The 22,757-nt window shown below is 70.0% G+C and carries 20 protein-coding genes; 10 read left to right on the forward strand and 10 right to left on the reverse strand.

Translation table 11 applies throughout. From position 1 onward, the window contains the following. The first annotated feature begins 60 nt into the window (after positions 1-60). The gene (locus tag EST54_RS09235) at positions 61-2,037 is read left to right on the forward strand and encodes an ABC transporter ATP-binding protein (protein WP_239012526.1); all 1,977 of its coding nucleotides are present in this window, start codon (positions 61-63) and stop codon (positions 2,035-2,037) included. Between the two features lie 136 nt (positions 2,038-2,173). Here the strand turns inward: EST54_RS09235 and EST54_RS09240 are convergent, their stop codons facing one another. Beyond that, the gene (locus tag EST54_RS09240; protein ID WP_372448116.1) at positions 2,174-3,250 is read right to left on the reverse strand and encodes a S1 family peptidase; all 1,077 of its coding nucleotides are present in this window, start codon (positions 3,248-3,250) and stop codon (positions 2,174-2,176) included. Between the two features lie 512 nt (positions 3,251-3,762). Here EST54_RS09240 and EST54_RS09245 point away from each other — a divergent pair. Together EST54_RS09245 and EST54_RS09250 are read left to right on the forward strand one after the other, a co-directional pair. Continuing rightward, a complete protein-coding gene (locus EST54_RS09245; RefSeq protein WP_129246919.1) occupies positions 3,763-3,987 on the forward strand; it encodes a hypothetical protein in 225 nt (74 codons plus the stop codon). After that, positions 3,980-4,261, forward strand: coding sequence for a hypothetical protein (locus tag EST54_RS09250; RefSeq protein ID WP_129246921.1), 282 nt, complete (start codon positions 3,980-3,982; stop codon positions 4,259-4,261). The genes EST54_RS09245 and EST54_RS09250 overlap by 8 nt, the downstream gene beginning before the upstream one ends. Before the next feature lie 110 nt (positions 4,262-4,371). On the opposite strand, the gene EST54_RS09255 is transcribed toward EST54_RS09250, so the two are convergent. Then, on the reverse strand, positions 4,372-5,001 hold the full coding sequence (locus EST54_RS09255; protein ID WP_129246923.1) for an alpha-ketoglutarate-dependent dioxygenase AlkB: 630 nt from the start codon (positions 4,999-5,001) through the stop codon (positions 4,372-4,374). Positions 5,002-5,133: 132 nt separating this feature from the next. On the opposite strand from EST54_RS09255, the gene EST54_RS09260 reads away from it, so the two are divergent. Both EST54_RS09260 and EST54_RS09265 read left to right on the forward strand, forming a co-directional pair. Continuing rightward, the gene (locus EST54_RS09260; RefSeq protein ID WP_129246925.1) at positions 5,134-5,892 is read left to right on the forward strand and encodes an IclR family transcriptional regulator; all 759 of its coding nucleotides are present in this window, start codon (positions 5,134-5,136) and stop codon (positions 5,890-5,892) included. A gap of 103 nt (positions 5,893-5,995) precedes the next feature. Next, on the forward strand, positions 5,996-7,234 hold the full coding sequence (locus EST54_RS09265) for a PP2C family protein-serine/threonine phosphatase (protein ID WP_129246927.1): 1,239 nt from the start codon (positions 5,996-5,998) through the stop codon (positions 7,232-7,234). A gap of 122 nt (positions 7,235-7,356) precedes the next feature. Here the strand turns inward: EST54_RS09265 and EST54_RS09270 are convergent, their stop codons facing one another. The 6 genes from EST54_RS09270 to EST54_RS09295 all read right to left on the reverse strand — a co-directional run bounded on the left by EST54_RS09270 (position 7,357) and on the right by EST54_RS09295 (position 13,562). Beyond that, positions 7,357-8,241: a SigB/SigF/SigG family RNA polymerase sigma factor gene (locus EST54_RS09270; RefSeq protein ID WP_129246929.1), complete on the reverse strand. Its 885-nt coding sequence runs from the start codon at positions 8,239-8,241 to the stop codon at positions 7,357-7,359. Between the two features lie 263 nt (positions 8,242-8,504). Further along, the gene (locus EST54_RS09275) at positions 8,505-9,920 is read right to left on the reverse strand and encodes an MmgE/PrpD family protein (protein ID WP_174857419.1); all 1,416 of its coding nucleotides are present in this window, start codon (positions 9,918-9,920) and stop codon (positions 8,505-8,507) included. Next, positions 9,917-10,729: a cyclase family protein gene (locus EST54_RS09280; protein WP_129246957.1), complete on the reverse strand. Its 813-nt coding sequence runs from the start codon at positions 10,727-10,729 to the stop codon at positions 9,917-9,919. Before EST54_RS09280 ends, EST54_RS09275 begins: the two co-directional genes overlap by 4 nt. 5 nt (positions 10,730-10,734) lie before the next feature. Beyond that, positions 10,735-11,586: an HpcH/HpaI aldolase/citrate lyase family protein gene (locus tag EST54_RS09285; protein WP_129246931.1), complete on the reverse strand. Its 852-nt coding sequence runs from the start codon at positions 11,584-11,586 to the stop codon at positions 10,735-10,737. After that, positions 11,586-12,779: a CaiB/BaiF CoA transferase family protein gene (locus EST54_RS09290; RefSeq protein WP_129246933.1), complete on the reverse strand. Its 1,194-nt coding sequence runs from the start codon at positions 12,777-12,779 to the stop codon at positions 11,586-11,588. The genes EST54_RS09285 and EST54_RS09290 overlap by 1 nt, the downstream gene beginning before the upstream one ends. Positions 12,780-12,782: 3 nt before the next feature. Then, the gene (locus EST54_RS09295; RefSeq protein ID WP_203525327.1) at positions 12,783-13,562 is read right to left on the reverse strand and encodes an IclR family transcriptional regulator; all 780 of its coding nucleotides are present in this window, start codon (positions 13,560-13,562) and stop codon (positions 12,783-12,785) included. Positions 13,563-13,866: 304 nt separating this feature from the next. Here EST54_RS09295 and EST54_RS09300 point away from each other — a divergent pair, with 304 nt between their 5' ends. The 5 genes from EST54_RS09300 to EST54_RS09325 all read left to right on the forward strand — a co-directional run bounded on the left by EST54_RS09300 (position 13,867) and on the right by EST54_RS09325 (position 18,900). Continuing rightward, the gene (locus tag EST54_RS09300; RefSeq protein WP_161989270.1) at positions 13,867-15,039 is read left to right on the forward strand and encodes an MFS transporter; all 1,173 of its coding nucleotides are present in this window, start codon (positions 13,867-13,869) and stop codon (positions 15,037-15,039) included. Positions 15,040-15,072: 33 nt separating this feature from the next. Further along, on the forward strand, positions 15,073-15,621 hold the full coding sequence (locus EST54_RS36135; RefSeq protein ID WP_129246939.1) for an ATP-binding protein: 549 nt from the start codon (positions 15,073-15,075) through the stop codon (positions 15,619-15,621). A gap of 221 nt (positions 15,622-15,842) precedes the next feature. Continuing rightward, entirely contained in the window at positions 15,843-16,385 is a 543-nt protein-coding gene (locus EST54_RS09310; RefSeq protein WP_129246941.1) for a hypothetical protein, read from the forward strand. A 692-nt stretch (positions 16,386-17,077) separates the two neighbouring features. Then, positions 17,078-18,367 (forward strand): PP2C family protein-serine/threonine phosphatase, encoded by a 1,290-nt coding sequence (locus EST54_RS09320; protein ID WP_129246960.1) that lies wholly within the window; start codon positions 17,078-17,080, stop codon positions 18,365-18,367. A 206-nt stretch (positions 18,368-18,573) separates the two neighbouring features. Next, entirely contained in the window at positions 18,574-18,900 is a 327-nt protein-coding gene (locus EST54_RS09325) for a hypothetical protein (protein ID WP_129246943.1), read from the forward strand. 80 nt (positions 18,901-18,980) lie between these two features. Here the strand turns inward: EST54_RS09325 and EST54_RS09330 are convergent, their stop codons facing one another. Then, positions 18,981-20,795 carry a M28 family peptidase gene (locus EST54_RS09330; RefSeq protein WP_129246945.1) on the reverse strand — a complete coding sequence of 605 codons (1,815 nt, stop codon included), beginning with the start codon at positions 20,793-20,795 and terminating at the stop codon, positions 18,981-18,983. Between the two features lie 373 nt (positions 20,796-21,168). Continuing rightward, positions 21,169-22,698, reverse strand: coding sequence for an L-piperidine-6-carboxylate dehydrogenase (gene amaB, locus EST54_RS09335; protein ID WP_129246947.1), 1,530 nt, complete (start codon positions 22,696-22,698; stop codon positions 21,169-21,171). Positions 22,699-22,757 lie beyond the last annotated feature (59 nt).

The raw sequence follows: 22,757 nt of genomic DNA on the forward strand, positions 1-22,757 counted from the left end.
CCGGCCCGGCTCGCCGTACGGCCGCCGCACGCTGACTCGACCGACGACGGGGGACCTCACATGAAACGGACCTTCAGCCACCACCTGCCACCCGCCCGCGCCACCGCTTCCGACACTCCGGGGACGGACCACCGGCCGTCCGTCGGCCGGCCGTCCGTCCCCACCGCCCGGCGCGAGCTGCCACGTACCACGCCGCCGCCGGAGCTGGACTACAACGGGCGCCGGCACCGCCGTGCGATGGACGACGCGACACTGCGGGAGATGGCCCGCCGGGTGCCCGCGGCGCTGCTCCAGACCGCCCGGCTCGCCTGGTCGGTCGACCGGCGCATGGTGCTCACCATCCTCGTCAGCCAACTGCTGTCAGGACTGGGCACCGCCGTGATGCTCACCGCCGTCGCACGAGCCATGAAGCCCCTGGTCGCGGGCGGTACGGCGGCAGCGAAGTTCCACGCGGCCATGCCGGCCCTGATCGTCGCCGGGGTCGCCATGGCGGTGGGTTCCGCGGCCTGGATCCTGGCCGACTGGGCCACCAGGCGACTGAACCCTCAAGTCGCCTCGGCGGCCGACCTGACCATCGTCGATCTGCACATGCGAGCCGAGTTGTCGGCCTACGACCAGGAGGGGTTCAAGGACCGCAGTCAGGCCGCCGAGATCGGTGCGCTGCGTGCCATGGACCTCGCCGACGACGCCAAGACCCTCACCAACGGGCTGGTCCAGTTGCTCTCCGCGGCATCCGTCCTGACGGTGCTGCATCCGCTGCTGCTCGGTGTGCTGATGCTCTCGGTCATCCCCCGCGGGCTGGGCGGAGTGATCGCTGCCAGGATCGACTACCGGGTCCACGACCGTACGCTCTCCGCCCGCAATGTGCGGGGCATGATGCGCTGGTGGCTGACCACCTCGGAACTCGCCGACGAGCTGCGCGCCAACACCATGCGCAGCTATCTGTATTCCTGGTACCGGACGATGTGCGACCGGGTGGAGGGGCGTGAACTGGCGGGCGCCGGACCGTACTTGAGGATCACCCTGGTCGCCGCGGCGCTCTCGGGGTTCTTCACGCTCGGGATGTGGGCGTCGCTCGCCGCGCTGGTCCTCACCGGCCAGATGGCCCTGGCCTTGGCCGGGACCGCCATCGTCGCCTCCCAGACGGCGGGCCGCGCCCTCAACAGCATCATCCGGTACGGCGCGGTGATGTTCCATCACGGCCTCTACCTCGGCGATTATCACGACTTCCTCGCCGAGGTACGCACGCTGACCACCGCGCGCGGAACCGCCACGGTCACCGCGCCGAAGGAAATCCGACTGGACGACGTCTCCTACACCTACCCGAACAAGACCTCCCCGGCGCTGCACGCCCTCTCCCTCACGCTCCGGCGCGGCGAGGTCATCGCCCTGGTGGGCGCGAACGGAGCGGGCAAATCGACACTGGTCCGGCTGCTCAGCGCGCTGACCCTGCCCACCCACGGCACGGTGTCCTGGGACGGCACCGATCTGGCCACAGTCGAGGCCGAATCCGTCTGGCGGCACGTCGGGCTGGTACCGCAGAAGAACGGCCACTGGCCCCTGGCCGCCCGCGAGAACATCACCCTCGGCCAGCCGCACGCCCATGACCACCACGACGAGGAGGTCTGGCGGGCCGCCGAGGAGGTCGGCATGGGCGATGTGCTGCGCCAACTGCCCGACGGGCTCGGCACGTTGCTGGCTCGCTCCGTATGGGGCGGACACGAACTCTCCGGCGGGCAGTGGCAGCGGCTGGCCTGTGCCCGGGCCCTCTACCGGCGGCCCGGACTGCTCATCCTGGACGAGCCCACCAGCGAAATGGACGCCCGGGGCGAGCACCAGCTCTTCCACTCACTGCGCCGGATGGCCGCCGACCGCATCACGCTCGTGGTCACCCACCGGCTGGACAACGTGAAGATGGCGGACCACATCATCGTCCTCGATGACGGCGGAATCCGCGAACAGGGCACCTTTGACGAGCTGATCGCCCAGGAGGGCAGTCTCCTCGGTGAGCTGTACGCCCTCTCCCAGGACCGCTGACCACCACCGCCGCGCCCCCATCGGGGGGCGCGGCCCGTCCCCCTCCGGCGGAAGGCCGCCCTGCTGCACAGCACGTCGTGCAGCAGGGCGTTGCGCTTCGCCATCGTGCCGGCGGTTCAGCCGACGTGCCGACGATTCAGCCGACGTGTGCTCCGGTGTCCTCCAGGGCCTCGCGCACCGGCTGGTAGTAGCTCTGCCCGTCCGTGGCACAGTCGCCCCGGCCGCCCGAGGTCAGGCCCAGCGCGGTCTCGTCGTCGAAGAGCGCGCCACCACTGTCGCCGGCTTCCGCGCAGATATTGGTCTGGATCAGGCCGTTGACCGTCCCCTCCTGGTAGTTGGCCGTCGCGTCGACCGCGAGGACCTCGCCCTCCCGCAGGTGGGTGGTACTGCCGCTGCGCTCCACCTGCTGGCCGACGATCGGGTCGTCGGCCTCGGTGATCTCCTGCGTGTCACCGTCGTAGAGGTCGACCTCGCTGGGGTGCTCGATGTCGTCGTCGGTGTACCGCGCGAGCCCGTAGTCGTCACCGGGGAAGCTGCCGGAATCCGTCACCGCGATCTCGGGTCCGCCCTGCTCGTCGGACCAGCTCCGCATGGCGCTGGTGCAGTGCCCGGCGGTCAGGAAGTACGGCTTTCCGCCCTTGGTGACGTTGAAGCCGAGCGAGCAGCGTGCGCCGCTCCCCCAGATGGCGTCGCCACCGGCGATCAGCGGCTGGAGCCGGCCCGCCGACCGATGGAGGGCCACGCGGTCACCGAGGCCGGCGACGACCGTCGTGAGCTGCCGCAGCTTGCGGCCCCGGACGGTGCGGTCCGCGACGACGATCACCCGGTTGGTCTTCGGGTCCATGGCCCAGGACGTACCGGGAATCGTGGCCTTCTGCTTGAGGGTCGCGCGGGCGGCTTCCAATGCGGCGAGGGAATGCTTGACGACCCTGGGCTCGGCGCCGGCCACCCGGACCGTGCCCGCGGCGGCCTCATTGGTCACATTGACGACGAGCCGGTGCTTGCCGGCGTCGTAATAGGCGCCGGCGCCGCGAGCGCCGAGGGCGGCGCTGATGGCCTTGGCGCGCTGGACGGCGGCGTCTGCCGATTGGGGGTCAGGGCCCCGGGCGGGAGCGGCTTCGGCGCTTTGCAGGGTGAGTGTGGCGGCGATCAGGGCCATCACACCGGCACCGACGATGACGGTGCGGGGCGTAGGTGCACTTCTGTGCTTCAACTCAACACCTCTGGTGGGGGTGGGCCAACGGGGCGCCCCGCCCTCATGGGTGTCGGCGCCACAAGCGGCCTGAGGGCGTGGCACGGCGGCGCGGAGCCATTCTGGCCTGCCGCCGCGCGCAGCACTGCGCCCACCCGGCCACGGGTCCGCAGGAATCACCTGTACGGCCGTGGGCGCCCGCCGTCGGCGCCGCGGACGGCGGCAGCAGCAGCGTCCGAGGAGCCGGGGTCGGCGTGCCCCCTGCGGCCGGGGACCCGTACGGCGGATCGGAGGGGGCGGCTGCCGTCCGGGGGCGACAGCTCGCGGGTGCCGAATACGGGCCTCCGCCGTGGTCTGCGCTGCCCGCGCGCATTCCGCGAACTGCGCATATTTCCAAGCGACTTGACGGAGAGGCCGACGCATTCTCCCCCGGAGGCTCATTTCCCGGGAAAGGGCTGTGCATGGCCGGGGCGCCGGCGTCAGGCCCGATACGGGCGGCCCGGCGCGGCGGTCCGGGTGCGGGGAAACGGGTCATGCAGCGATCGTGGCGCTCCTGGACGAATTCCCGTCGGCTTGAGCCGGAAGTGACGGCAGATAAGCGAGATGCTGCTTTCTTCCGCATTCTGTATGCATTGCGTAAAGCCATTGGTGTTGACCGGATTTGGCGGGCGCCGCAGGTGCATGGTCATTCCTGCCCGGCCGTCGGCAGGGCAGCTCGCACCATGGCAATGCAGAAAGGCACGATCCTCAATGATTGACGGATTCAAGCGCGCCCTCGCTCTCGGCGCCGCCACCGTTGCCCTCGCCGGAGGCACCGTCCTCTCCTCGGTGGGAATCGCCTCGGCCACGCCGTCGCACCACGGCGACCACACAGCCACCCGACACGTCGACCGCGGACGGTGTCACATGGTCCGCGGACACTGGACCCGCGTCTGGCGCCCGGCCTGGCGCGACCGGCACGGCGTGCGCCACGGAGGCCACTGGGTCAGGGTCTGGCACCGCGAGCGCCTGGTGTGCCACCACCGTCGCTGAGCATTCCGCCTCGGCAGTTGGCGGGCCCCCGAGCCGTCTCGGCTCGGGGGCCCGTGCGCTGCGCCGAGGCACCTCTCCCACGGTGTGCGATCTGCGGCGGCACCCCGTCCTCAGCGCACGCCGTGCGGCCGGAACTGGACGCTGATCCGCGGACCCGCCGCCCGTGCGGTCTTGGGGATCGCATGCTCCCAGGTCCGCTGGCAGGAGCCACCCATCACGATCAGGTCGCCGTGGCCGAGCGGCCGTCGCACGCTGCGGCCACCGCGCCGCGGGCGCAACAACAGGTCGCGCGGCTCCCCCACGGACAGGATGGCGACCATGGTGTTCTCGCGCCGGCCGCGGCCGATCCGGTCGCCGTGCCAGGCCACACTGTCGCGGCCGTCCCGGTAGTAGCAGAGCCCGGCCGTGGTGAACGGTTCGCCGAGCTCGTCGGCGTAGTGGGCGGAGAGCGCCGCGCGTGCCTCGGCCAGTACGGGGTGCGGCAGCGGGTCGTCGGACCCGTAGAAGGCGAGCAGTCGCGGCACGTCGACCACCTGCTCGTACATCCGCCGGCGCTCGGCCTGCCAGGGGACCTCGGCGGCGAGCCGCGCGAACAGGGCGTCGGCCCCGCTCAGCCACCCCGGGAGCAGATCGAGCCAGGCCCCGTCGCCGAGCAAGGTCCGGCGCGTCCCGCGCAGCGACCCGAGCCGGACCTCGTCGGTCTGGTCGAAGAGGGAGCCCTGAAGGTGATGCATGGCCATGCCTTCAGCGTACCTGTGTATTCGAATATGTGTTCGCTGTGGCGAGGGCGACTCCGTCACGCCCGCCCGTGCGCGTGGGGCGCCTCCCCGGCCACCCTTGCCTGAGCGGGGCGCCGGGAGCAGGCTGAACGTATGGGCACCGCGGAAGGCCCGACGCTCATCACTTCCGTCCAGCGAGCCTTCCGGTTGATGGAGGCCGTAGGTGCGCACGAGGGCGGCGCCCCGGCGAAGCAGCTGGCACGGGAGACGGAGTTGCCGCTGGCCACCGCCTATCACCTGCTGCGTACGCTCACTCACGACGGGTACATCCGGAAGCTGGAGGACGGCGGGTACGTCCTCGGCGACAGGCTGGACACACTGCAGTCCGGCGGCCGCGCGCAGGCCCTGCTCAACCGGGTCCGGCCGGCGCTCGCGGCCCTGCGCGACGATCTGTCGGCCGCCGCCTATCTGACCTTCTACGAGGACGGCGAGATCCGGGTCGCCGAGATCGTCGACGGCCCCCGGGCGCCGCGGGTCGACATCTGGGTGGGCTTCGAGGACGCCGGGCATGCCACGGCGCTGGGCAAGTGCGTCCTGCGCGAACTGGACGCCGAGGCCCGCGACGACTATCTGTCCCGGCACCCGCTGGCCGACCTCACGCCACGCACCATCACCGGCCGCGCCGAACTGCTCCGGAGGCTCGACATGGCGCCCGCGCCGGCGGTGGTCACGGACATGGAGGAGTACGCCCTCGGCACGTTCTGTGTCGCGGTGCCGGTGCACAGCGGGCAGATCCTCGGCTCACTCGGCGTCTCGCTCCGCGCGGACCGGATCTCCCGTCTCAACGAGGTCCGGGACCGGCTGCTTCCGACAGCGAGCCGCGTGACCAGGGGTTTGTCGCTCACTATCTGAAATCCAGGTCCTTGCGCCCGCCGCGCGGTGCCCGTTTCCTTGAGGAAACGGACATTTAGGTACGTAAGTGCCATGAGCAGGGAAGCGAGCTGCGGACGAGGACATGTACCAGGCCCGAATCCACCACCACGACCCCAGGCCGCGATGGCAGCTCACCACCCCGCTCTCCGCGCTGTGGGCGCCGGTGGCCCGCTCCGCGGACCAACCGTCCGGAACCACAGGCGTCCGCCGGCACTACACACACGGCGCGCCGGTTCTGATCATCGCCGTCGTCGCGTTCCTCGCCCTCGCCGGTGGCACCGGTATGAGCTGGCTGCCGCTGCTCGCCGTCGGCCCCGCGCTGGCCGCCGCGACCAGCGGACCGTGGGGAGTGCTGCGCATCGGTGCCCTGACGGTGGCGCTGGGCGCGGTGCTCGGCGTGCACGGCGGTGCGCCGGGGACCGAGCAGGCGATCGTGCTGTCCACGCTGACCGCCGTGACGCTGGCCAGCGCGCTGGCCAGCGCCCTGCGCCGGCGCCGGGAACGGGTGCTGGCCGCCGTCCGTTCGGTGGCCGAAGCCGCCCAGCACGCCTTCCTCAAGCCGGTGCCGTCGACCGTCGGGCCGTTCCAGACGGCGGTCCATTACAGCGCCGCCGCTGCCGAGGCGCGGAGCGGCGGCGACCTCTATGCGCTGGTGTCCACGCCGTACGGGGTGCGGCTCATCGTGGGTGATGTGCGCGGCAAGGGGCTGCCGGCGGTGGGGGTCGCCGCCCTGGTGCTGGGGGTGTTCCGGGAGGCGGCCTATGACGAGCCGGATCTCCTCGATGTGGTGCACAGGATCGAGCGGAGCCTGGCGCGCAATCTCGGTCCGGACGACTTCGTCACGGCAGTGCTCGCCGGGTATCCCGAGGACGGCCGCATGGAGCTGGTCAACTGCGGGCATGCCGCTCCGCTGCTGGTCCATGATTCCGGCATCCTGCCGGTCGAGCCCGTCCATCCGGCCCCGCCGCTCGGACTGCGGTCCCTCTCGGGCGAGTCCCCGGGCCTCCAGCACGTGACGCTGGCGGACGGGCACCAGATGCTCTTCTACACCGACGGGGTCACCGAGGCCCGCGACCACGAGCGGGCGTTCTACCCGCTCGGAGAGCGGCTGGCCGAGCACCTGTCGGAGGAGCCGTCCCGCACCCTCGCCGCGCTCCATGAAGATCTGCTCGCGCACGTGGGCGGCGAGCTGCATGACGACGCCGCGATGCTGCTCCTGCGGAAGCCGGCCGGCTCCGCCCCGGCGGCCTCGACCGGGCCGGTGCGGCCGCCGGGACGCGGCAACCGGTGTGGCGTTCCTCCGGTGGGTGCTGCCGAATGAGGCGCGAGGGTGCGTGCAAGAGGGGCCCGGGCCGGTCAGTTGGGCCGTACATCGTGCTCGACACGGCCCGGCCGGACGGAACGCCTGTCGTGCCCGCGCCGACGGCCCGTAGCGGGATCGCCTCAGCCCTCGGCCAGGAGTCGCTTGCGGAGCGTGGTGCAGGCGCGGGTCAGGAGGCGGGAGACGTGCATCTGGGAGAGGCCGAGTTCCTCGCCGATCTCCGCCTGCGTCATTTCCGCCCCGAAGCGCAGCTGGAGGAGGGTGCGGTCACGGTCGTCCAGATCGGCCAGGTGCGGCTTGAGGGCCTGGATGTCTTCGGCCAGCGCGAGGGCGGGGTCCTCGCTGCCGATGAGGTCGGCGACCAGTCCGGTCTGCTGCTTTCCGCCGCCGGCCTGGATGGGCCGGTCGATGGAGTCGCTGTCATAGCCGTTGGAGGCCACGAGTCCCTCTGCCACCTCCTCCTCCACCAGATCGAGGTGGGCGGCGAGGTCGGCGGCGGACGGTTCGTGGATGCCCTCGCACTCCAGCTCCTCCCGGGCGCGGGCCAGGTCGATACGGAGCTCCTGCAGCCGCCGGGGCACGCGCACCGACCAGGTCGTATCGCGGAAGAACCGCTTGATCTCGCCCTGGATGTACGGGACGGCCAGCGTGGTGAACTCCACGTCGCGGGAGGAGTCATAACGGTCGATCGCCTTGATCAGACCGATCGTGCCGACCTGCAGGACGTCCTCCATGGATTCCCTGCGGCTGGAGAAGCGGCGCGCGACGTAGCGCACCAGGGAGAGGTTCATCTCGATCAGCGTGTTGCGTACGTACTGGTACTCGCTCGTGCCTTCGTCGAGCTCGTCCAGCCTCAGCAGGAACTGCTTGGACAACTCCCGTGCGTCGGCGGGGGCGACGCGCTGCGGGGCCTGGATCTTCGGCAGCGCACTCGGGGCCGGTCCGGCACACCGCTTCGCCGTGGTCTTCGAGTTCCTTCCTGCCGTCAACGTGCTGGTGCTCGTCATGCTCTGGCTCCCAACCTCTTGCCGAGCCCCCGTCGGTCGGTCCCCTACCCGGCGCTGCGGACGGTATGTCCCTACGTCTGGACGGCGCTTGGGGGGTGATCGAGCCGTTGCTGCCGCCTGCCGGCCGGGCTCGTGGCCGATGGCGGGATCACTGCCAGGTGCTCGAAGGGATCGTGTTCAACTCTCAAGCGCGGTGCAGCCAAAGAACGAAGGTTGTCCCGCTGCCGAACTGTTCCGGTCGAGGTGTGCGGCTGGTGCCGTTGTCAGCCGGCCGATCCGTCGCTGCGGCCGATCAGTGCCATGACCTCCTTGACCGAGCCGGTGGAGTCCAGGGTGAGGACGGCGTCGCGCAGTGCCTCGATGGCGTCGTGAGGCAGTGCCAGCTGGGCTTCCAGCCGGAACTTGGTACCCAGTTCCTCGGCGGACAGCGGCCGGTCCGGCCCGCCGCGGTTGGTCTTTATGCGGATTTCATGCCGCTGCCCGTCTCGGGTGCGTGCCCGCAGGACGGCAGGGAAGTGCCGCGGGAACAGCTCGTCGCACCATGGGTCGGCGACACACCGGACCGTGGCCGCCAGGTTGCGCCGTTGCGGGTCGTGGGCTGCCTGGTCGGTGAAGTCCGACAGCCACACGCCGAGCCCGTCGCCGCCCGTGAGGGCGGCAGCGATGGTGTACGGGCCGGAAAACGCTGCCGCGTAGCCGGTCGAAGGGGCCGCCTTGGCCTCGATGGGCTGGGCGATGGTGCGCAACACCGCCGTGGGAGCGCCCAGTTCGAGTTCGGCGATGTCCTGTGGTTGCACGCCGCTGGCGCGTAGCTGGAGGGCGGCGTCGATGCCTGCGTGTGTGAAGTGGTTGCACGGGTACGGTTTGATGTGGATCTCTCGTGAATCCCAGGTTTCCCCCAGGCCCTTCACCACGTGCTCGGGGTGGGCGTCGTTGCCGCACCATGCCTGGAAGAAGCCGAACCTGCCTTCCAGCACGGTGGGTGGCCCGGTGATGCCGGCTCGTGCCATGTCCGCCGCGACCAGTCCGGCGTGCGCCGCCCAACCGGTGTGGATCTGCTTGACGGTGCCGCCGGTGCGGTTGGCCTCCAGCAGTCCGGAACCCATGCTGGCCGCGATCCCCGCTGCCGAGCTGATACCGGCCGAGTCCATCTGGTGGAGCATGGCAGCGGCCACCGCCGCACCCACGGCGCCGCAGATGGCGGTGGCGTGCTGTCCGCGTTCGAAGAAGATCGAGTTACGCAGGTCTTCGTCGTAGCCGGCCATCCCCAGTCGCACGCACAGCTCGGTGCCGACCGTGGCGGCGTCCAGCAGTGCGGTGCCGCTCGCTCCGACGACCTCGGCGGCGGCCAGGGCGGCGGGCACGATCGAGGCGCTGGGGTGCAGTACCGAGGGCAGATGGGTGTCGTCGAAATCCAGGGCGTGCGCGAGGGTTCCGTTGACGAGTGCGGCGCTCGGTGCTGGATAGCGCCCGCCGCCGACGGCCGTCGCTGCCGGGTGGCCGCCCCAGGAGTCCACCACGGCCGTGATCGTCCGGCTGATTGGGAGAGTGCTGGCGGCAAGCGCGTTGCCGAGCACGTCCAGGACTCGGTGGGCGGCACGTCGTCGCAGACCGGCCGGCACTCCGGAGTCGGTGACGGCGGCTGCGAAGTCCGCGAACTGTTCGATGGTGCCGGTCATGCCGCGTCTCCTTCCACGACGGCCAACGGCCGGACCGGCGATCCGGTGCCACCGACGATCTTCAGTGGTGACAGGACAAACAGGAACTCGGCCACGCCGGCCGCCGCCAGTGCCTCGAGGTTCAGGTGCTCGATGATGTGGATGCCGCGTTCGACCAGCAGCAGCCGGTGTACCGGCAGGACCCGGTGACCCGCTCCGGCGGGTATGTGCTCGAACGCGGTGGTGTCAGCACCGGCGGCGCGGATCGCGTGGTCGGCCAGCCATCCCGCGGCCTCCTCGATGACACCGGGCACGCCGCTGTCGGCGCCGAGGTAGGCCTCTGGGTCGGTCCAGTTACGTGCCCAGCCGGTACGCACCAGCGCCACTTCGCCGGGCCCCGGGCGCACGCCCGATCGTTCGGCGGCCTGTTCCAGGTCGGTTGCGGTGATCGGATATCCGCCGGGCAGCGTGTCGACCTCGTGTACGGCGGCGACGTCCAGAAGGACGCCGCGGCACAGGAACGGCGTGATGGTTTCCGCCCCGTGTACGGAAAATCGACCGCCCTGCTGGGCTTGCGCTGCGTCGTGCCCGCCGAACAGCTTGCCGGCGAAGGAGGCGTGGCAGAGGGCGTCGATGTGGGTCCCGACGTGCCCACCGGTCACGATGACCTCGTTGGCGGCCGAGCTGCCGTCCGGTCGGACCATGTCGCCGTGCCGGCGCTGTAGTGCGAGCCGGAAGCCGGGATGGTTCGATGAGCAGGGCATGCCGGTTTCCAGAGGCTGTGCCAGGTCGTGGAGGGTGATGCCGCGCCGCAGCGCGTCGAGCAGCATGGAGCTCACGAAATTTCCTTCCGGGAATGGCCGGCCAGTGCCAGGATCTGGTGGGCGGAGCGGACGGTGGCAGCGTCGACGAACCGGCCGTCTGTGGTGAGGGCGGCCCCGCGGCCGTCCTCCAGTGCGGCGCCCAGTACGTCCACAAGTGCCGCCGCCTCGGCGATCTCGCGTTCGGTCGGGGAGTAGATGTCGTTGATCAGGTCGAGCTGTTTTGGATGCACCGCGGAGCGGCCGAAGAAGCCCTGGCGTTTGCCGCGCAGACAGGACGTACGCAGTCCGTTGAGGTCGTCGACGGCCGTGAAGACCGACTGCACCGGACCGGGCAGGCCAGCGGCACGGGCTGCGATGACACAACGGGCACGTGCAACGTCCAGCGTCACCTCGTGCACTGCACCCAGGTCCGCGGCCAGGTCGGTCTCCCCGAGCGAGATCCCGCCCGTTATGTCGCAGGCCCGGGCCAGCGCGAAGGCGTTCTCGACACCGAGCGCCGATTCCAGCAAGAGGTGCACCGGAGCAGGGCAGTCGGCTTCGGACAGCCATCCGGCGACTCTCCGTACCTCTTCGGCATGCTCCGCCTTGGGCAGCCGGATCCCGGCAAGTCCCGGGCCGGCCACCGCCGCGATGTCCCCGTCGGTCCGCCCGGTCGCCAGTCCGTTGACCCGGACGAAGGTCGGCTTCCGCGGCCTACTCGCCACCACCGTCGCCGCGCCTTCGCGTGCGGCGTCCTTCGCAGGGGGCGGTACCGCATCCTCCAGATCGAGTACGACCGCGTCCGCGCAGCTGGCGTAAGCCTTGTCGATGCGGTGCGGCTGATGTGCCGGAACGTACAGGTAGCTACGCAGCGGCCCGGGCATCAGACCACCCCCTGCTGCTGCAACCGCTCCAGCGCCTCGGCTTCGAGGCCGAGCCCTTGGTAGACCTCAGCGTTGTGCGCGCCGAGAGCGGGGCCCGTCCAGCGGATGGCGCCCGGTGTGTCGAAGAGGCGGAAGAGCACGTTTTGCATCCGCAGCGGACCGAGGTCGGGGTCGGGCACAGTCGTGATGGTGTCCAGCGCGGCATACTGTGGATCGGCGAGGACGTCGCTGACGTCGTAGATCGGCGCGATCGCGGCGTTCGCGGCTTCGAACTCGGCGATGACCTCCTCGCTGGTGTGCCGCGCGATCCACGCGCTGACCGCGGCATCCAGCTCATCGGCGTGCTCGGCGCGCCCCGCGCCGGAGGCGAACCACGGTTCGGTGATGAACTCCGGGCGGCCCACCAGTTTCAGCACCCGTTCGGCAATGTTCTGCGCACTGGTGGAGACCGCGAGCCAGCGTCCGTCGCGGCTGCGGTAGACGTTGCGCGGTGCGTTGTTCGTCGAGCGGTTTCCGGTGCGGGGCGGGACGACGCCGAGCTGGTCGTAGGCGATCGGCTGAGGTCCGAGGATCGACAGCAACGGCTCGATGATCGCGAGGTCGACGACTTGACCGCGGCCGGTGCGTTCGCGTGCCCGTAGCGCGGTCATGACGGCGAACGCGCAGGTCAGTGCGGACACTCCGTCGGCAAGGCCGAAGGGGGGCAGGGTGGGCGGGCCGTCCGGTTCGCCCGTCATCGCAGCGAACCCGCTCATCGCCTCCGCGAGGGTTCCGAACCCGGGCCGCCCGGCGTACGGGCCTCGCTGGCCGAATCCGGTGACCCTGGCCAGGACCAGGCCTGGGTTGTCGGCACAGAGCACGTCGTAGCCGAGTCCCCAGCGTTCCAGCGTGCCGGGGCGGAAGTTTTCGATCACCACATCGGCCTCGGCCGCGAGCTGCCGGAACAGCTGCTGCCCCTCGGAGAGGCCAAGGTTCAGTGTGACCGCTTTCTTGTTGCGCGCCAGGCTCTTCCACCACAGAGGTACGCCGTCCTTGCTCGGCCCGTGGCCCCGGGCCGGGTCACCTCTCGGGTGCTCGATTTTGATCACTTCGGCGCCGTAGTCGCCGAGCATGGTCGCGGCGAACGGGCCGGCGAACAGTGTGGCCGCGTCTATGACCTTCAGTCCTGCCAGTGCCTGTGGTGTGGCTGCCATTGGTTACCGCTCCTGGTCCCGGATGGTGTGCGGTTCGGCGATGGCACGGCAGATCTCCGTGGCGGACGCGCGAACCATGGGCTCGTATCGGCGGACGGTGTCGGGGTCGAACCGGCCCAGTGGCCCGCAGAGGCTGATCGCGCCGAACACCTCGCCGGTCGGCAGCAGGATCGGGGCTGCGATCGCTCCGGCCTCCGGCAGCCGCTCTCCCAGGGAGATGGCAGACCCCCGGCGGGCGATCTCGGCCAGCTCCGTGCGCAGCAGATCCGCGTCGGTCACCGTGGTCGGAGTAAGGGAGCGCAGCGGGACGGCAAGGATGCGCTCCTGCTCGGCCGGGTCCAAATGAGCCAGCATCACCTTTCCGCTGGCACCGGCGTGCAGGGAGTGCCGGACGCCGAGCGCGACGGTCATCTTCACTTCGCGCCGGCTTTCGAACTGCTCGACGTACGTCCGCTCGGCGCCGACCAGCTGGGAGAGCGTCGTGGTCTCTCCGGTCTCATCGCGCAGCCGCCGCAGCACCGGCCTCGCCGCCGCGTGCACATCGAGCGCGGCCCAGGCACGCGCACCGAGCAGAGCCGCGGCCGGTCCGAGCTGGTAGCTACGGCCGTCGCGGGTATGGCGGATCAACTCCCGTGACGAAAGCGACCGCAGGATGCGGTGCACGACCGACTTGGGCACCTCCAACCTGCGGGCGATCTCACTGACGCCGAGCTCGGTGGATCCCTGCGTGAACAGCAGCAGGACGTCGCAGACCCGGTCGGCGACCGTGGTACCACCCTCCACAGCTGTTCCTCCTAGCGGAACATTTTCATTCATTGTGCGGCACCTCTTCATGTCGTCTGGATTTATGTAACGACCGGAATCACGTGTTCGTCAAGTATTGAACTGGGATCTCGTCGGTGCTAAACCAGAAATAAGCGATGCCAATTCGTTCCTCTCAGAGGAACAACATAAACCCGGAGGGCCAATGTCCAGAGAGATCCATGAATCCGAGGTTGAACCGGCCAGATCGCGATCAGCAGGTTCCGCCACCTCATGGCGCCACCAGATCGGTCCCACCGGCTGGCGGGCACTTCTGGCAGCCGCCATGGGCTGGACATTCGAGGTCTTCGATGTCGCCCTGCTCGCCCTGACAATTCCCGCCTTCCTGTCCGACTTCCACGTCAGCAAGGCAGAGATCGGCATAGTCGCGACGATTCAAGCGATCGGAATGATCATCGGCGGCATCATCGGCGGCGGGGCTGCCGACCGGATCGGACGGGTCCGCACGCTCAGCTACGCGATCGGCTGGTATGCGGTGTGCACAGGGATCACCGCGGCAGCGGGATCGCTGACCTCGGTGGAGATCCTTCGGTTCCTGGCCGGTCTCGGCATGGGCGCCTGCTGGACCGCCGGCGCCGCACTGGTCGCGGAGACCTGGCCGACCGCTCACCGCGGCAAGGGAGGCGCCCTGATGCAGAGCGGAATGCCGCTGGGCAACCTGCTCGCGCTGGGCGCCACCGCAGTCGTCGCGTCCGGACACGGCGGCCTGGAAGAAGGCCGTTGGCGCATGCTGTACCTGCTCGGCGCCCTGCCCCTGCTGTTCGCCGTCTACGTCCGCCTCGCCACACCCGAGTCCCCCTTGTGGCTCGCCCGGGACACCGGGCCGCGCACCCGCAGCAGCATCCGCTCGCTTGCCACCCCCGGCATCCGCCGGCCTCTGCTGACCGCACTGACCTTCGTGTTCTTCATTCAGTACCTGTTCTACTCGGTCAACACCTTCCTGCCGACGTTCCTGGTGGAGGTCGACCACATGGCCTTCGCCAAGAGCCTCACCTATCTGGTGGCGTTGCAGTTCGGTGCGATCGTCGGCTTCACCGCATTCGCCGCGCTCGTGGACGGCGTCGGCCGTCGCCCGACCTTCGTCGGCTACCTACTGGTCGGCGCGTGTGCCATCGGACTGCTCCTCACCGTCCGACTTCCAGGCGTGGTACTGGCCGCGACGTTCCTCGCAGGTGTTGGCATCTCCGGAGTCTTCGCCGGGGTAGGGCCCTGGGCAGCGGAGATGATGCACCGCGCACCCTCCCGCGGACTTGCCATGGGCGTCATCTACAACGGTGGCCGGGTAGGCGGCGCAATCGCCCCGTACGCGGTGGGCGTGCTGGCCATCGACACCGCCGGGTTCCGGCTCGGCCTGGGCACCGCGATCGTGTCCGCGGCTCTGGCCATCGTGATGATGCTCATCGCACCTGAGACCCGCGGCCGCGAACTGGCCGCCTGATACGCACGCCGACTCACAAAGGAATCCCGCACCATGTCACCTACGCCAGCCACTGCAGAGATTCGCGGCCCCTGCGTCGAGTCCCCACCGCGCCACGTCCAGCCCCAAAGCAGATCCACACCCTGCGCTGCCATCGCCGTACCAGGTCAAGCCCAAAAAGCAGGCACTGTAAGGCACTTCACCAAATCAACTCTCGACCGGTGGCACATAGCGTCCGATGACCTGGACTCCGCCCTCCTCGTCGTCGGTGAACTCGCTGCCAACGCAACCCAATATGGGCGAGGTGAACTCGCCGTCCTTTTCGTCCTCCACGAGAGTGCTCTTGATATCGAGGTTTCGGACTGCGGAACTCGCATTGAACCTCAGACCCGCTACATCGCCGCCGACGCCTTGGAGCATGGCAGGGGGATGACCATCGTCGATGCCCTCACCGACGAATGGGAAACACACCCACGAGACTCCGGGTGGCAAACCCGGGCCCGCGTTCGCCTCACGGACCGTCCCGTGCCCCGCGACAAAATCTCATGCTCATTAAAGACTCGCAGCCCGCACACGAGATTTCCCTGTCCCCTCATCGCGTAGGGCAACCAGGGAGATGTCCCATCGTCGTAGGGCCTGCCAACCATAGATCGACAGGCCTTCGTGAGATCAAGAAATGCATCTGCACCCATGCCGCAAATGGTCTTGTTTTCGCCGAGTGCTGTGGGCCGCGATGAGAAGGGACGGTGACAACGCCTGTGCCTACCGATTACGCCTGTCATACGGCCGCCTGGGCGGCGATCCGGAGCATCTGTCCCGTTCGGATGTTTCTTGCCGATGGCCCCATTGACAACGAGCACACAGAGGACAGCTTTGCCGCTGACGAGGCTGCAGGAGCAACCGCAGTGGTGATCTTGCTGGATGGTCTGCATGCGGAGTTGAGGGGTACGTTGGCGGCATGGCACGCGACGCTCGGCGACCGGCTTCCAGCCACCCTCGGCCCAGCCCGGGCCGAAGGGGCAGGAGGCTGGGAAGTTCTGGCGCACGTGCAGAGCAAAGCCCGCGAGGTTCTCGTCAGTCTGGCCGCTCAGGCCGGCGACGGGGCCTTCGGGGCAAGCCAACTCATGCGCCGACTGGCGCTGGTGGAAGACGCGTTCGCCGGTGCCCTGCGCAGGATCGCTGTGCCGGATGAAACGTCGGTGCGCTGCGCTGCCGACCTGGCAGCAGCCGTGGGCGCATTGTTCGGCCTCGTTCGTCCGGCTCAGCAAACACCTCCACGGCCCGCACACCCATACCCCGCAGAGTCTGCCGCTGCCGCAAACGATGTGACGCGTGAGTATTGGGGGTGGGCCGCAGGTATGCCGTAAACGGCGAAGCCCTGCACGGCCCAGGGATCGGCCGACAACTCAGGTCGGTGGGACCGCGATAGCGCCCTGAAGGGTTCGCAACGTCGCGCTGACGCGGGATTGAAGGGGCCCGACCTGTCGTCTTCAGCCCTGGAAGGCTCAACAGGACCCGCTCGCGAGCGGCGGCTCCGCCCGCGCTGTTGCCCCATGGAGTTGAAGTGGAGCCGACGGCGGTGTGCAAGGTGTCGCGGCCCACCTTGTCGAAATCGTGGCCAAGCAATCGGGTGTGGATCACGGGGAAGCCGTTCGCCTGGTGACCACGTCTTCACCAGCAACAGCGAACGCGCCCACCCGCTGGCACCGTGGCTGACCTTCTACAACACTCGACGCCGACACACCGCGCTCGCAGGCCAACCCCCGATCAGCCGACTGTCACCAAAGTCATGACCACCGAGTACACCTGGAGGCCGCACGCGGCCCGACGGTCGGCACGCGTCAAGAATCTGCCGCTGCGAGGTGTCGCTCTCGTGCCTCCCCGCGGTGTCGCTCCGGTCGAACTCCGTCTCGGTGTCACCATCGACAGCACACGCACCGTCACAGCGTCAGCCGGCGACCGGCGGTGCGACGAAGGGACAGCCCACAGGACGCACGGCTCGGCGAGTCGGCGCCCGAGGAAAGGTGCCTGAATGAGCGGTCCAGCGGCCCGCGGACGGATGCTGGGTGATCTGATTGCTGCCAGCCATGTGGTCACACTGGAGCAGGTCCCGGACATGGTGGCCAAGCATGCGGCCCGGGTCGGCTGGCAGGAGGTGCTGATCTACCTGGCCGATCTCCAGCAGGATGTGCTGTGCCTGCTCGCGGGCCAGGAGTCCGGGGCCGGCGGCGGGGCGGAGACCGTCCCCGATGAGCTGCGGATCGAGGGCACGCTCGCGGGGCGGGCCTTCCAGACGGGGAGCATCGTCGCGGGCGCCGCCTCCGAAGGCGGGCTGTGGTGGGTGCCGTTGCTCGACGGCACCGAGCGTCTGGGAGTGCTGCGGGCCGCCGCGGCCCCCGATACGGAATGGGACGCGCAATCGGCCCAGGACCTGCGCAATCTTGCCGGGCTGCTGGCATTGATGGTGGTCAGCAAGCGTGGGACGAGCGATACGTACGCACGGCTCGTACGGCGCCGGCGGATGAATGTCGCCGCGGAGATGGAGTGGCGCGTGATGCCACCGAGGACCTTCGCCACCGGCCGGGTACTGATCAGTGCGGTGATGGAGCCCGCCTACGAGGTCAGTGGCGATGTCTTCGACTACGCCGTCGCCCATGACATCGTGCACCTCGCGCTCTTCGACGCCATGGGCCATGACACCGCCGCCGGGCTGACCGCGAACCTCGCGCTCGCCGCCAGCCGCAACCACCGCCGGCAGGGCTCCGGGATCCTGCCGACCGCCGAAGCCGTGGAACGCATCCTCGCGGAGCAGTTCGACACCCACCGCTTCGCCACGGGCGTCCTGGCCGAGCTGAACACCGAGACCGGAGTCCTCATCTGGACCAGCCTCGGACACCCCCCACCGGTCATCATCCGCAACGGACGCACCGCCCTCAGCCTGCCCTGCTCACCCGCGCCTCCCATGGGCACCGGCCTGGGCCTGCCGCCCTCCCTCTGCCGGGATCAGCTGGAGCCCGGTGACCGCCTGCTGCTCTACAGCGACGGCATCACCGAGGCCCGCAACAGCGAAGGCCGGGAGTTCGGCCTGCCCAGCTTCACCGACTTCCTCATCCAGCACCATGCCGACGGACTGCCGGTGCCCGAGACGCTGCGTCGCCTGATGCGGCGTCACCTCTCCTACCACGACGGGCGGCTCGACGACGACGCCACGGTCCTGCTGCTGGAGTGGAGCGGCCCCGACCCCTACCGCCCGGCCCGCGTCGAAGCCCTCGCCGGCCTGCCGGAACACACCACCCCCGCCACCGCCCTGCCCGCCCGCTGGACGGAGCCCGGCGCCGAGGACACGTGAGGGTCCGGGCGGATGGTCTCGGTGCGCGGCAGCAGGCGCACGGGGCGGGCCGCGGCGGGGGCCGGGGCCGGACCGTCGTCCCGCGGCGGAAGCTCCGCACGGGCGGAGCAAGGGCACCGTACGCTGCGAGGCGTCACCGGGCAGACTCTCCGTATGCGCCGCCCTCCCCGCCGCACTCCCCGCGCCACGACAGGAGCCCACCCCGCATGACCGAGACCGACCAGAACACGCCGGCCGCGCGAGCCGTCTACCGCGCGCAGGCCTTCATCCGTCATGGCCGGTGGCACCTCGAAGTCGCCAGCCTCGACCGCGAACCCGACACCGGCGACACCGAAGCCCTGCTCGTCACCCTCTGGCCGGTCGGGGAGACCCCGGAGGGCAACGGCTTTCCGGCCGACTCGCTCCGCGCCGAACTGCGCGACAACGGCTTCGCCCTGGCCGACCCCGACCAGGGCACCGGCGGCTGGACACCCACCGGCGACCAGGATCGATACACCACCGCCTGCTATCGGACGGACGAAACGACGGCCTGACCAGGCCCCCACCGCCGCGGGAAGCACCGGAGGGGCAGGTCCGGTGCGGGCCTGCCCCTCCGGTCTCGTACGTCGCCGGGTCAGCCGGTCTGCAGGGCCGCGTCGTCGAGGACGAAGCTGCTCTGGAGGGTGGAGTCCTCGGTGGCGGTGAAGGTGAGGGTGATCCGCTGTCCGATGTAGGGACTCAGGTCCAGGGTGCGCTGGGTGTAGCCGGCGGCCGCGTCGGTGTTGGAGAGGGTCGTCAGGGTGGTGCTGCCCACCTTGACCTTGACGGTGTCGTAGGCGACGGAGCCGGTCTCAGCGGTGTCGATGTGCAGCCAGTAGGTCAGGGTGGCCTTGCGGCATCCGGCGGGCACGGTCACCGATTGGCTGAGGGTGTCGGTGGCCGAGTATCCGTAACCGCCGAGCCAGGCGAATCTGCTGCCGTCGTGGGCGGACTGGCCGGTGTGGGCGCCGATGGCGCCGGTGTCGCCGGTCCAGGGTGTGGTGCCGCTCTCGAAACCGCCGTTGACCAGGAGCTGTTGGCCGGTGCAGCCGCCGGCTCCCTTGACCGTCAGGGTGTAGGTCGTGGTGTGGGTGGTGGACCCGGTGCCGGTGACGGTGAGGGGGTAGGTGCCCGGCGCGGTGGCCGAGGTCGTGGCGACGGTCATGGTGGAGCCGGCGCCGGAGGTCACCGAGGAGGGGCTGAAGGAGACGGTCACCCCGGCAGGTGCGCCGGACGCCGACAAGGCCACGGTCTGAGGGGACCCGCTGGTGGTGGCCGTGGAGACGCTACCGGTGACCGACGCACCCGGGTCGACGCTGCCCGCCGTGGGGCTGGTGGCCAGCGAGAAGTCGTTCGCCGGGGTGGAGGAGCCGACGGCGAGCTGCCACAGGGTGGCGGCAATGCCGTCGACGCTGCGGTTGAGTCCGGTGGCGTTGATGTTGCCGGTGGTGTCACAGGACTGGTGGTAGCAGGAGTCATAGGCGCGGTTCGCGGTGCCGCCCCATTTGGCCGCCTGGGCCGTGGTCTTCCTCGCGTCGGCGCCCAACGCATAGCCGGAGGTGGGGATTCCTGCCTGCTCGAAGGAGTAGTCGTCGGAGCGGCCGGCGCCCTCGGTGTTCTCCTCCGGCTGGAGGCCCAGCGAGTCCCAGTACGCCTTCATCGGCTGGGCCGCGGCGGAGCCGATGTGGTTGATGAAGTAGCCGCCGTTGGCCGAGGCGATCATGTCGAAGTTGTAGTACGCCTTGATCTTGGCGCGCTCGGCGGAGGAGAGGGAGTTGACGTAGAAGTCGGAGCCGTTGAGGCCCTGTTCCTCGTCCGTCCACCAGCCGAACCGGACGCGGGCCGCCATGGCGGGGTGCCGCTCGGCGAGGGTCAGTGCCGTCTCCAGCAGTGCGGCCGAGCCGGAGCCGTTGTCGTTGATGCCCGGGCCGGCGCCGACGCTGTCGAGGTGGGAGCCGAACATGTACACCTTGGTGGCGTCGCCCTGCGGCCATTCGGCGATCAGGTTGGGACCGGCTCCCCAGGCGCAGCCGGAGGTGCAGGGCTGCTCGGTGACGGTGTAACCGGCCGCCTGGAGCTTGGCCTTGACGTAGGCGACGGAGTCCCGGTAGCCCTGTCCGCTGGATTTGCGGGTGCCGCCGTTGCGCGTGGCGATGTTGTTCAGCTCGGTGAGATGGGCCTGGACCTTGGCCACATCGATGTCCGGGGCATCGCCCAGTGCGGTGCGGCCGGAACCGGGACGTGCCGGCGGTACGGCGAGACGGTGCCCGGCCCGGTCGGCGGTGGCGTGCGTGCGGGACGGCGGAGTGGGGGGCGGGTCCGCCAGGGGCGCGGCGGCTGCGGGAAGGACGGCCGCTCCGAGGGTGACGGCCAGGGACATGCCGGCCACCACGAATCTTCGTATCACCATGGCTCCTTGAGGGGGCAGGAAGTGCTACCGACGGAGGTTCTGGTGGGACGCCGGGCCGGGTACGTCGCACCGTCCTGCCGGCTCCGACGACGTGGTGCACTGCGGGCGGGAAAGGCGACATGTCCATGACCCAGGCAGCCGCACCATCACACCGGGACAGTGCGGCGTCAAGGGATGTCTCCGAGCAGAGCGGGGTTTGTCGAAAAATGTCAGGCGCCGCCCGATATCCGGGCACTCGCCGCCGCTGCCCCGGCGACGCTCCGGCTCCGTGCCGCCGGCCCGCTCCGGCTCCGTGCCGAGGTCCCAGGACGCCGACAGCCCCCGCACCGGTGCGTGGCCGGTGCGGGGGCTGTCGGTACGGTGACGGATCCGGTCAGAGGAAGCTGACGTTCTGGGCGAGGGCCAGTCGGCTGGAGTAGTTGATGGTGTTGGTGGCGGACCGCATGTAGGCGCGCCAGGCGTCGGAGCCGGACTCGCGGCCGCCTCCGGTTTCCTTCTCCCCGCCGAAGGCGCCGCCGATCTCGGCTCCGGAGGTGCCGATGTTGACGTTGGCGATACCGCAGTCGGAGCCTTCCGCGGACAGGAAGAGCTCGGCTTCCTGCTGGTCACGGGTGAAGATGCTGGACGAGAGGCCCTGCGGGACATCGTTGTGCAGGGCGATGGCCTCGTCGAGGGTGTCGTAGGTCAGCACGTACAGGAGGGGCGCGAAGGTCTCTTCGCGGACGACCTCGGTCTGTTCGTCGACGCGGACGAGGACCGGTTCGACGTAACTGGCCCGGGGCGCTTCGTCGGTGAGGCGCCGGTTGCCGCCCGCGAGGATCTTGCCGCCCTCGGCCTGCACCCGGGTCAGGGCGTCCTGCATGGTCGCCAGGGCCCGGGGGGAGATGAGGGGGCCGACGAGGGTGGTCTCGTCGAAGGGGTCGCCGATGGGGAGCTTCTGGTAGGCGGCGGTGAGGCGGGCGAGGAGGGTGTCGGCGATGTCGCGGTGCACGATGAGCCGGCGCAGGGTGGTGCAGCGCTGCCCCGCGGTGCCGGCGGCCGCGAAGACGATGCCCTGCACGGCGAGATCGAGGTCCGCGGAGGGGGCGACCACGGCCGCGTTGTTGCCGCCGAGTTCGAGCAGGCTGCGGCCGAAGCGGGCCGCGACGCGGGGGCCGACCTCGCGTCCCATACGGGTCGAGCCGGTGGCGCTGACCAGCGCGACGCGGGGGTCGTCCACGAGCGCTTCGCCGACGCCGCGGTCGCCGAGCAGCAGCCGGTGGACCTCACGCGGGGCGCCGACCTCCTCGGCGGCCCGGGCGAGCAGCCGGTCGCAGGCGAGCGCGATCAGCGAGGTGAGTTCGGACGGCTTCCAGACCACGGTGTCACCGCAGACCAGGGCGACGGCGGTGTTCCATGACCACACCGCGGCGGGGAAGTTGAACGCGGAGATGACGCCGACCACGCCGAGCGGGTGCCAGGTCTCGGCGAGTCGGTGGCCGGGGCGCTCGGAGGCGATCGTGCGGCCATAGAGCTGGCGGGACAGGCCGACGGCGAAGTCGCAGATGTCGATCATTTCCTGGACCTCGCCGAGCGCCTCGGAGCGGATCTTGCCCGCTTCGATGGTGATGAGGTCGGCCAGGTCGTTCTTGTGGTCACGCAGCAACTCCCCCAGCCGCCGTACGAGTTCCCCGCGGCGCGGTGCCGGGGTGGTACGCCAGGTCAGGAAGGCCGCACGGGCGTCCGCGATGGCCTTTTCGGTGTCGGCGGCGGTGGCGGCCCGCAGGCCGAAGAGGTCCTCGCCGGTGATCGGGCTGCGGGCGGCGAAGTCGCTGCCTTCCTCGACGGTGACGTCGAGGCGGGCGAGGCCGGCGCGGGCGCGGGCCCGCAGGTCCTCGGTGGTGGGGAGGGCCGTGCTGGACATGGTGCTCCTTGGGGGAGTTGCTGCGTGACCACAAGAACGACCTGGCCGACCTCATCACC

It is taken from the genome of Streptomyces sioyaensis (assembly GCF_004122735.1).
Classification (GTDB): domain Bacteria; phylum Actinomycetota; class Actinomycetes; order Streptomycetales; family Streptomycetaceae; genus Streptomyces; species Streptomyces sioyaensis.

What these genes read in the sequence shown, in the direction of transcription:
- EST54_RS09265 (WP_129246927.1), top strand. Translation starts at nt 5,996, where the DNA reads ATGTACCAGGCCCGAATCCACCACCACGACCCCAGGCCGCGATGGCAG.
- EST54_RS09250 (WP_129246921.1), top strand. Translation starts at nt 3,980, where the DNA reads ATGATTGACGGATTCAAGCGCGCCCTCGCTCTCGGCGCCGCCACCGTT.
- EST54_RS36135 (WP_129246939.1), top strand. Translation starts at nt 15,073, where the DNA reads ATGTCACCTACGCCAGCCACTGCAGAGATTCGCGGCCCCTGCGTCGAG.
- EST54_RS09285 (WP_129246931.1), bottom strand. Translation starts at nt 11,586, where the DNA reads ATGCCCGGGCCGCTGCGTAGCTACCTGTACGTTCCGGCACATCAGCCG.
- EST54_RS09255 (WP_129246923.1), bottom strand. Translation starts at nt 5,001, where the DNA reads ATGGCCATGCATCACCTTCAGGGCTCCCTCTTCGACCAGACCGACGAG.
- EST54_RS09275 (WP_174857419.1), bottom strand. Translation starts at nt 9,920, where the DNA reads ATGACCGGCACCATCGAACAGTTCGCGGACTTCGCAGCCGCCGTCACC.
- EST54_RS09325 (WP_129246943.1), top strand. Translation starts at nt 18,574, where the DNA reads ATGACCGAGACCGACCAGAACACGCCGGCCGCGCGAGCCGTCTACCGC.
- EST54_RS09260 (WP_129246925.1), top strand. Translation starts at nt 5,134, where the DNA reads ATGGGCACCGCGGAAGGCCCGACGCTCATCACTTCCGTCCAGCGAGCC.
- EST54_RS09245 (WP_129246919.1), top strand. Translation starts at nt 3,763, where the DNA reads ATGCAGCGATCGTGGCGCTCCTGGACGAATTCCCGTCGGCTTGAGCCG.
- EST54_RS09270 (WP_129246929.1), bottom strand. Translation starts at nt 8,241, where the DNA reads ATGACGAGCACCAGCACGTTGACGGCAGGAAGGAACTCGAAGACCACG.
- EST54_RS09320 (WP_129246960.1), top strand. Translation starts at nt 17,078, where the DNA reads ATGCTGGGTGATCTGATTGCTGCCAGCCATGTGGTCACACTGGAGCAG.
- EST54_RS09310 (WP_129246941.1), top strand. Translation starts at nt 15,843, where the DNA reads ATGTTTCTTGCCGATGGCCCCATTGACAACGAGCACACAGAGGACAGC.
- EST54_RS09300 (WP_161989270.1), top strand. Translation starts at nt 13,867, where the DNA reads ATGGGCTGGACATTCGAGGTCTTCGATGTCGCCCTGCTCGCCCTGACA.
- EST54_RS09290 (WP_129246933.1), bottom strand. Translation starts at nt 12,779, where the DNA reads ATGGCAGCCACACCACAGGCACTGGCAGGACTGAAGGTCATAGACGCG.
- EST54_RS09235 (WP_239012526.1), top strand. Translation starts at nt 61, where the DNA reads ATGAAACGGACCTTCAGCCACCACCTGCCACCCGCCCGCGCCACCGCT.
- amaB (WP_129246947.1), bottom strand. Translation starts at nt 22,698, where the DNA reads ATGTCCAGCACGGCCCTCCCCACCACCGAGGACCTGCGGGCCCGCGCC.
- EST54_RS09330 (WP_129246945.1), bottom strand. Translation starts at nt 20,795, where the DNA reads ATGGTGATACGAAGATTCGTGGTGGCCGGCATGTCCCTGGCCGTCACC.
- EST54_RS09280 (WP_129246957.1), bottom strand. Translation starts at nt 10,729, where the DNA reads ATGCTGCTCGACGCGCTGCGGCGCGGCATCACCCTCCACGACCTGGCA.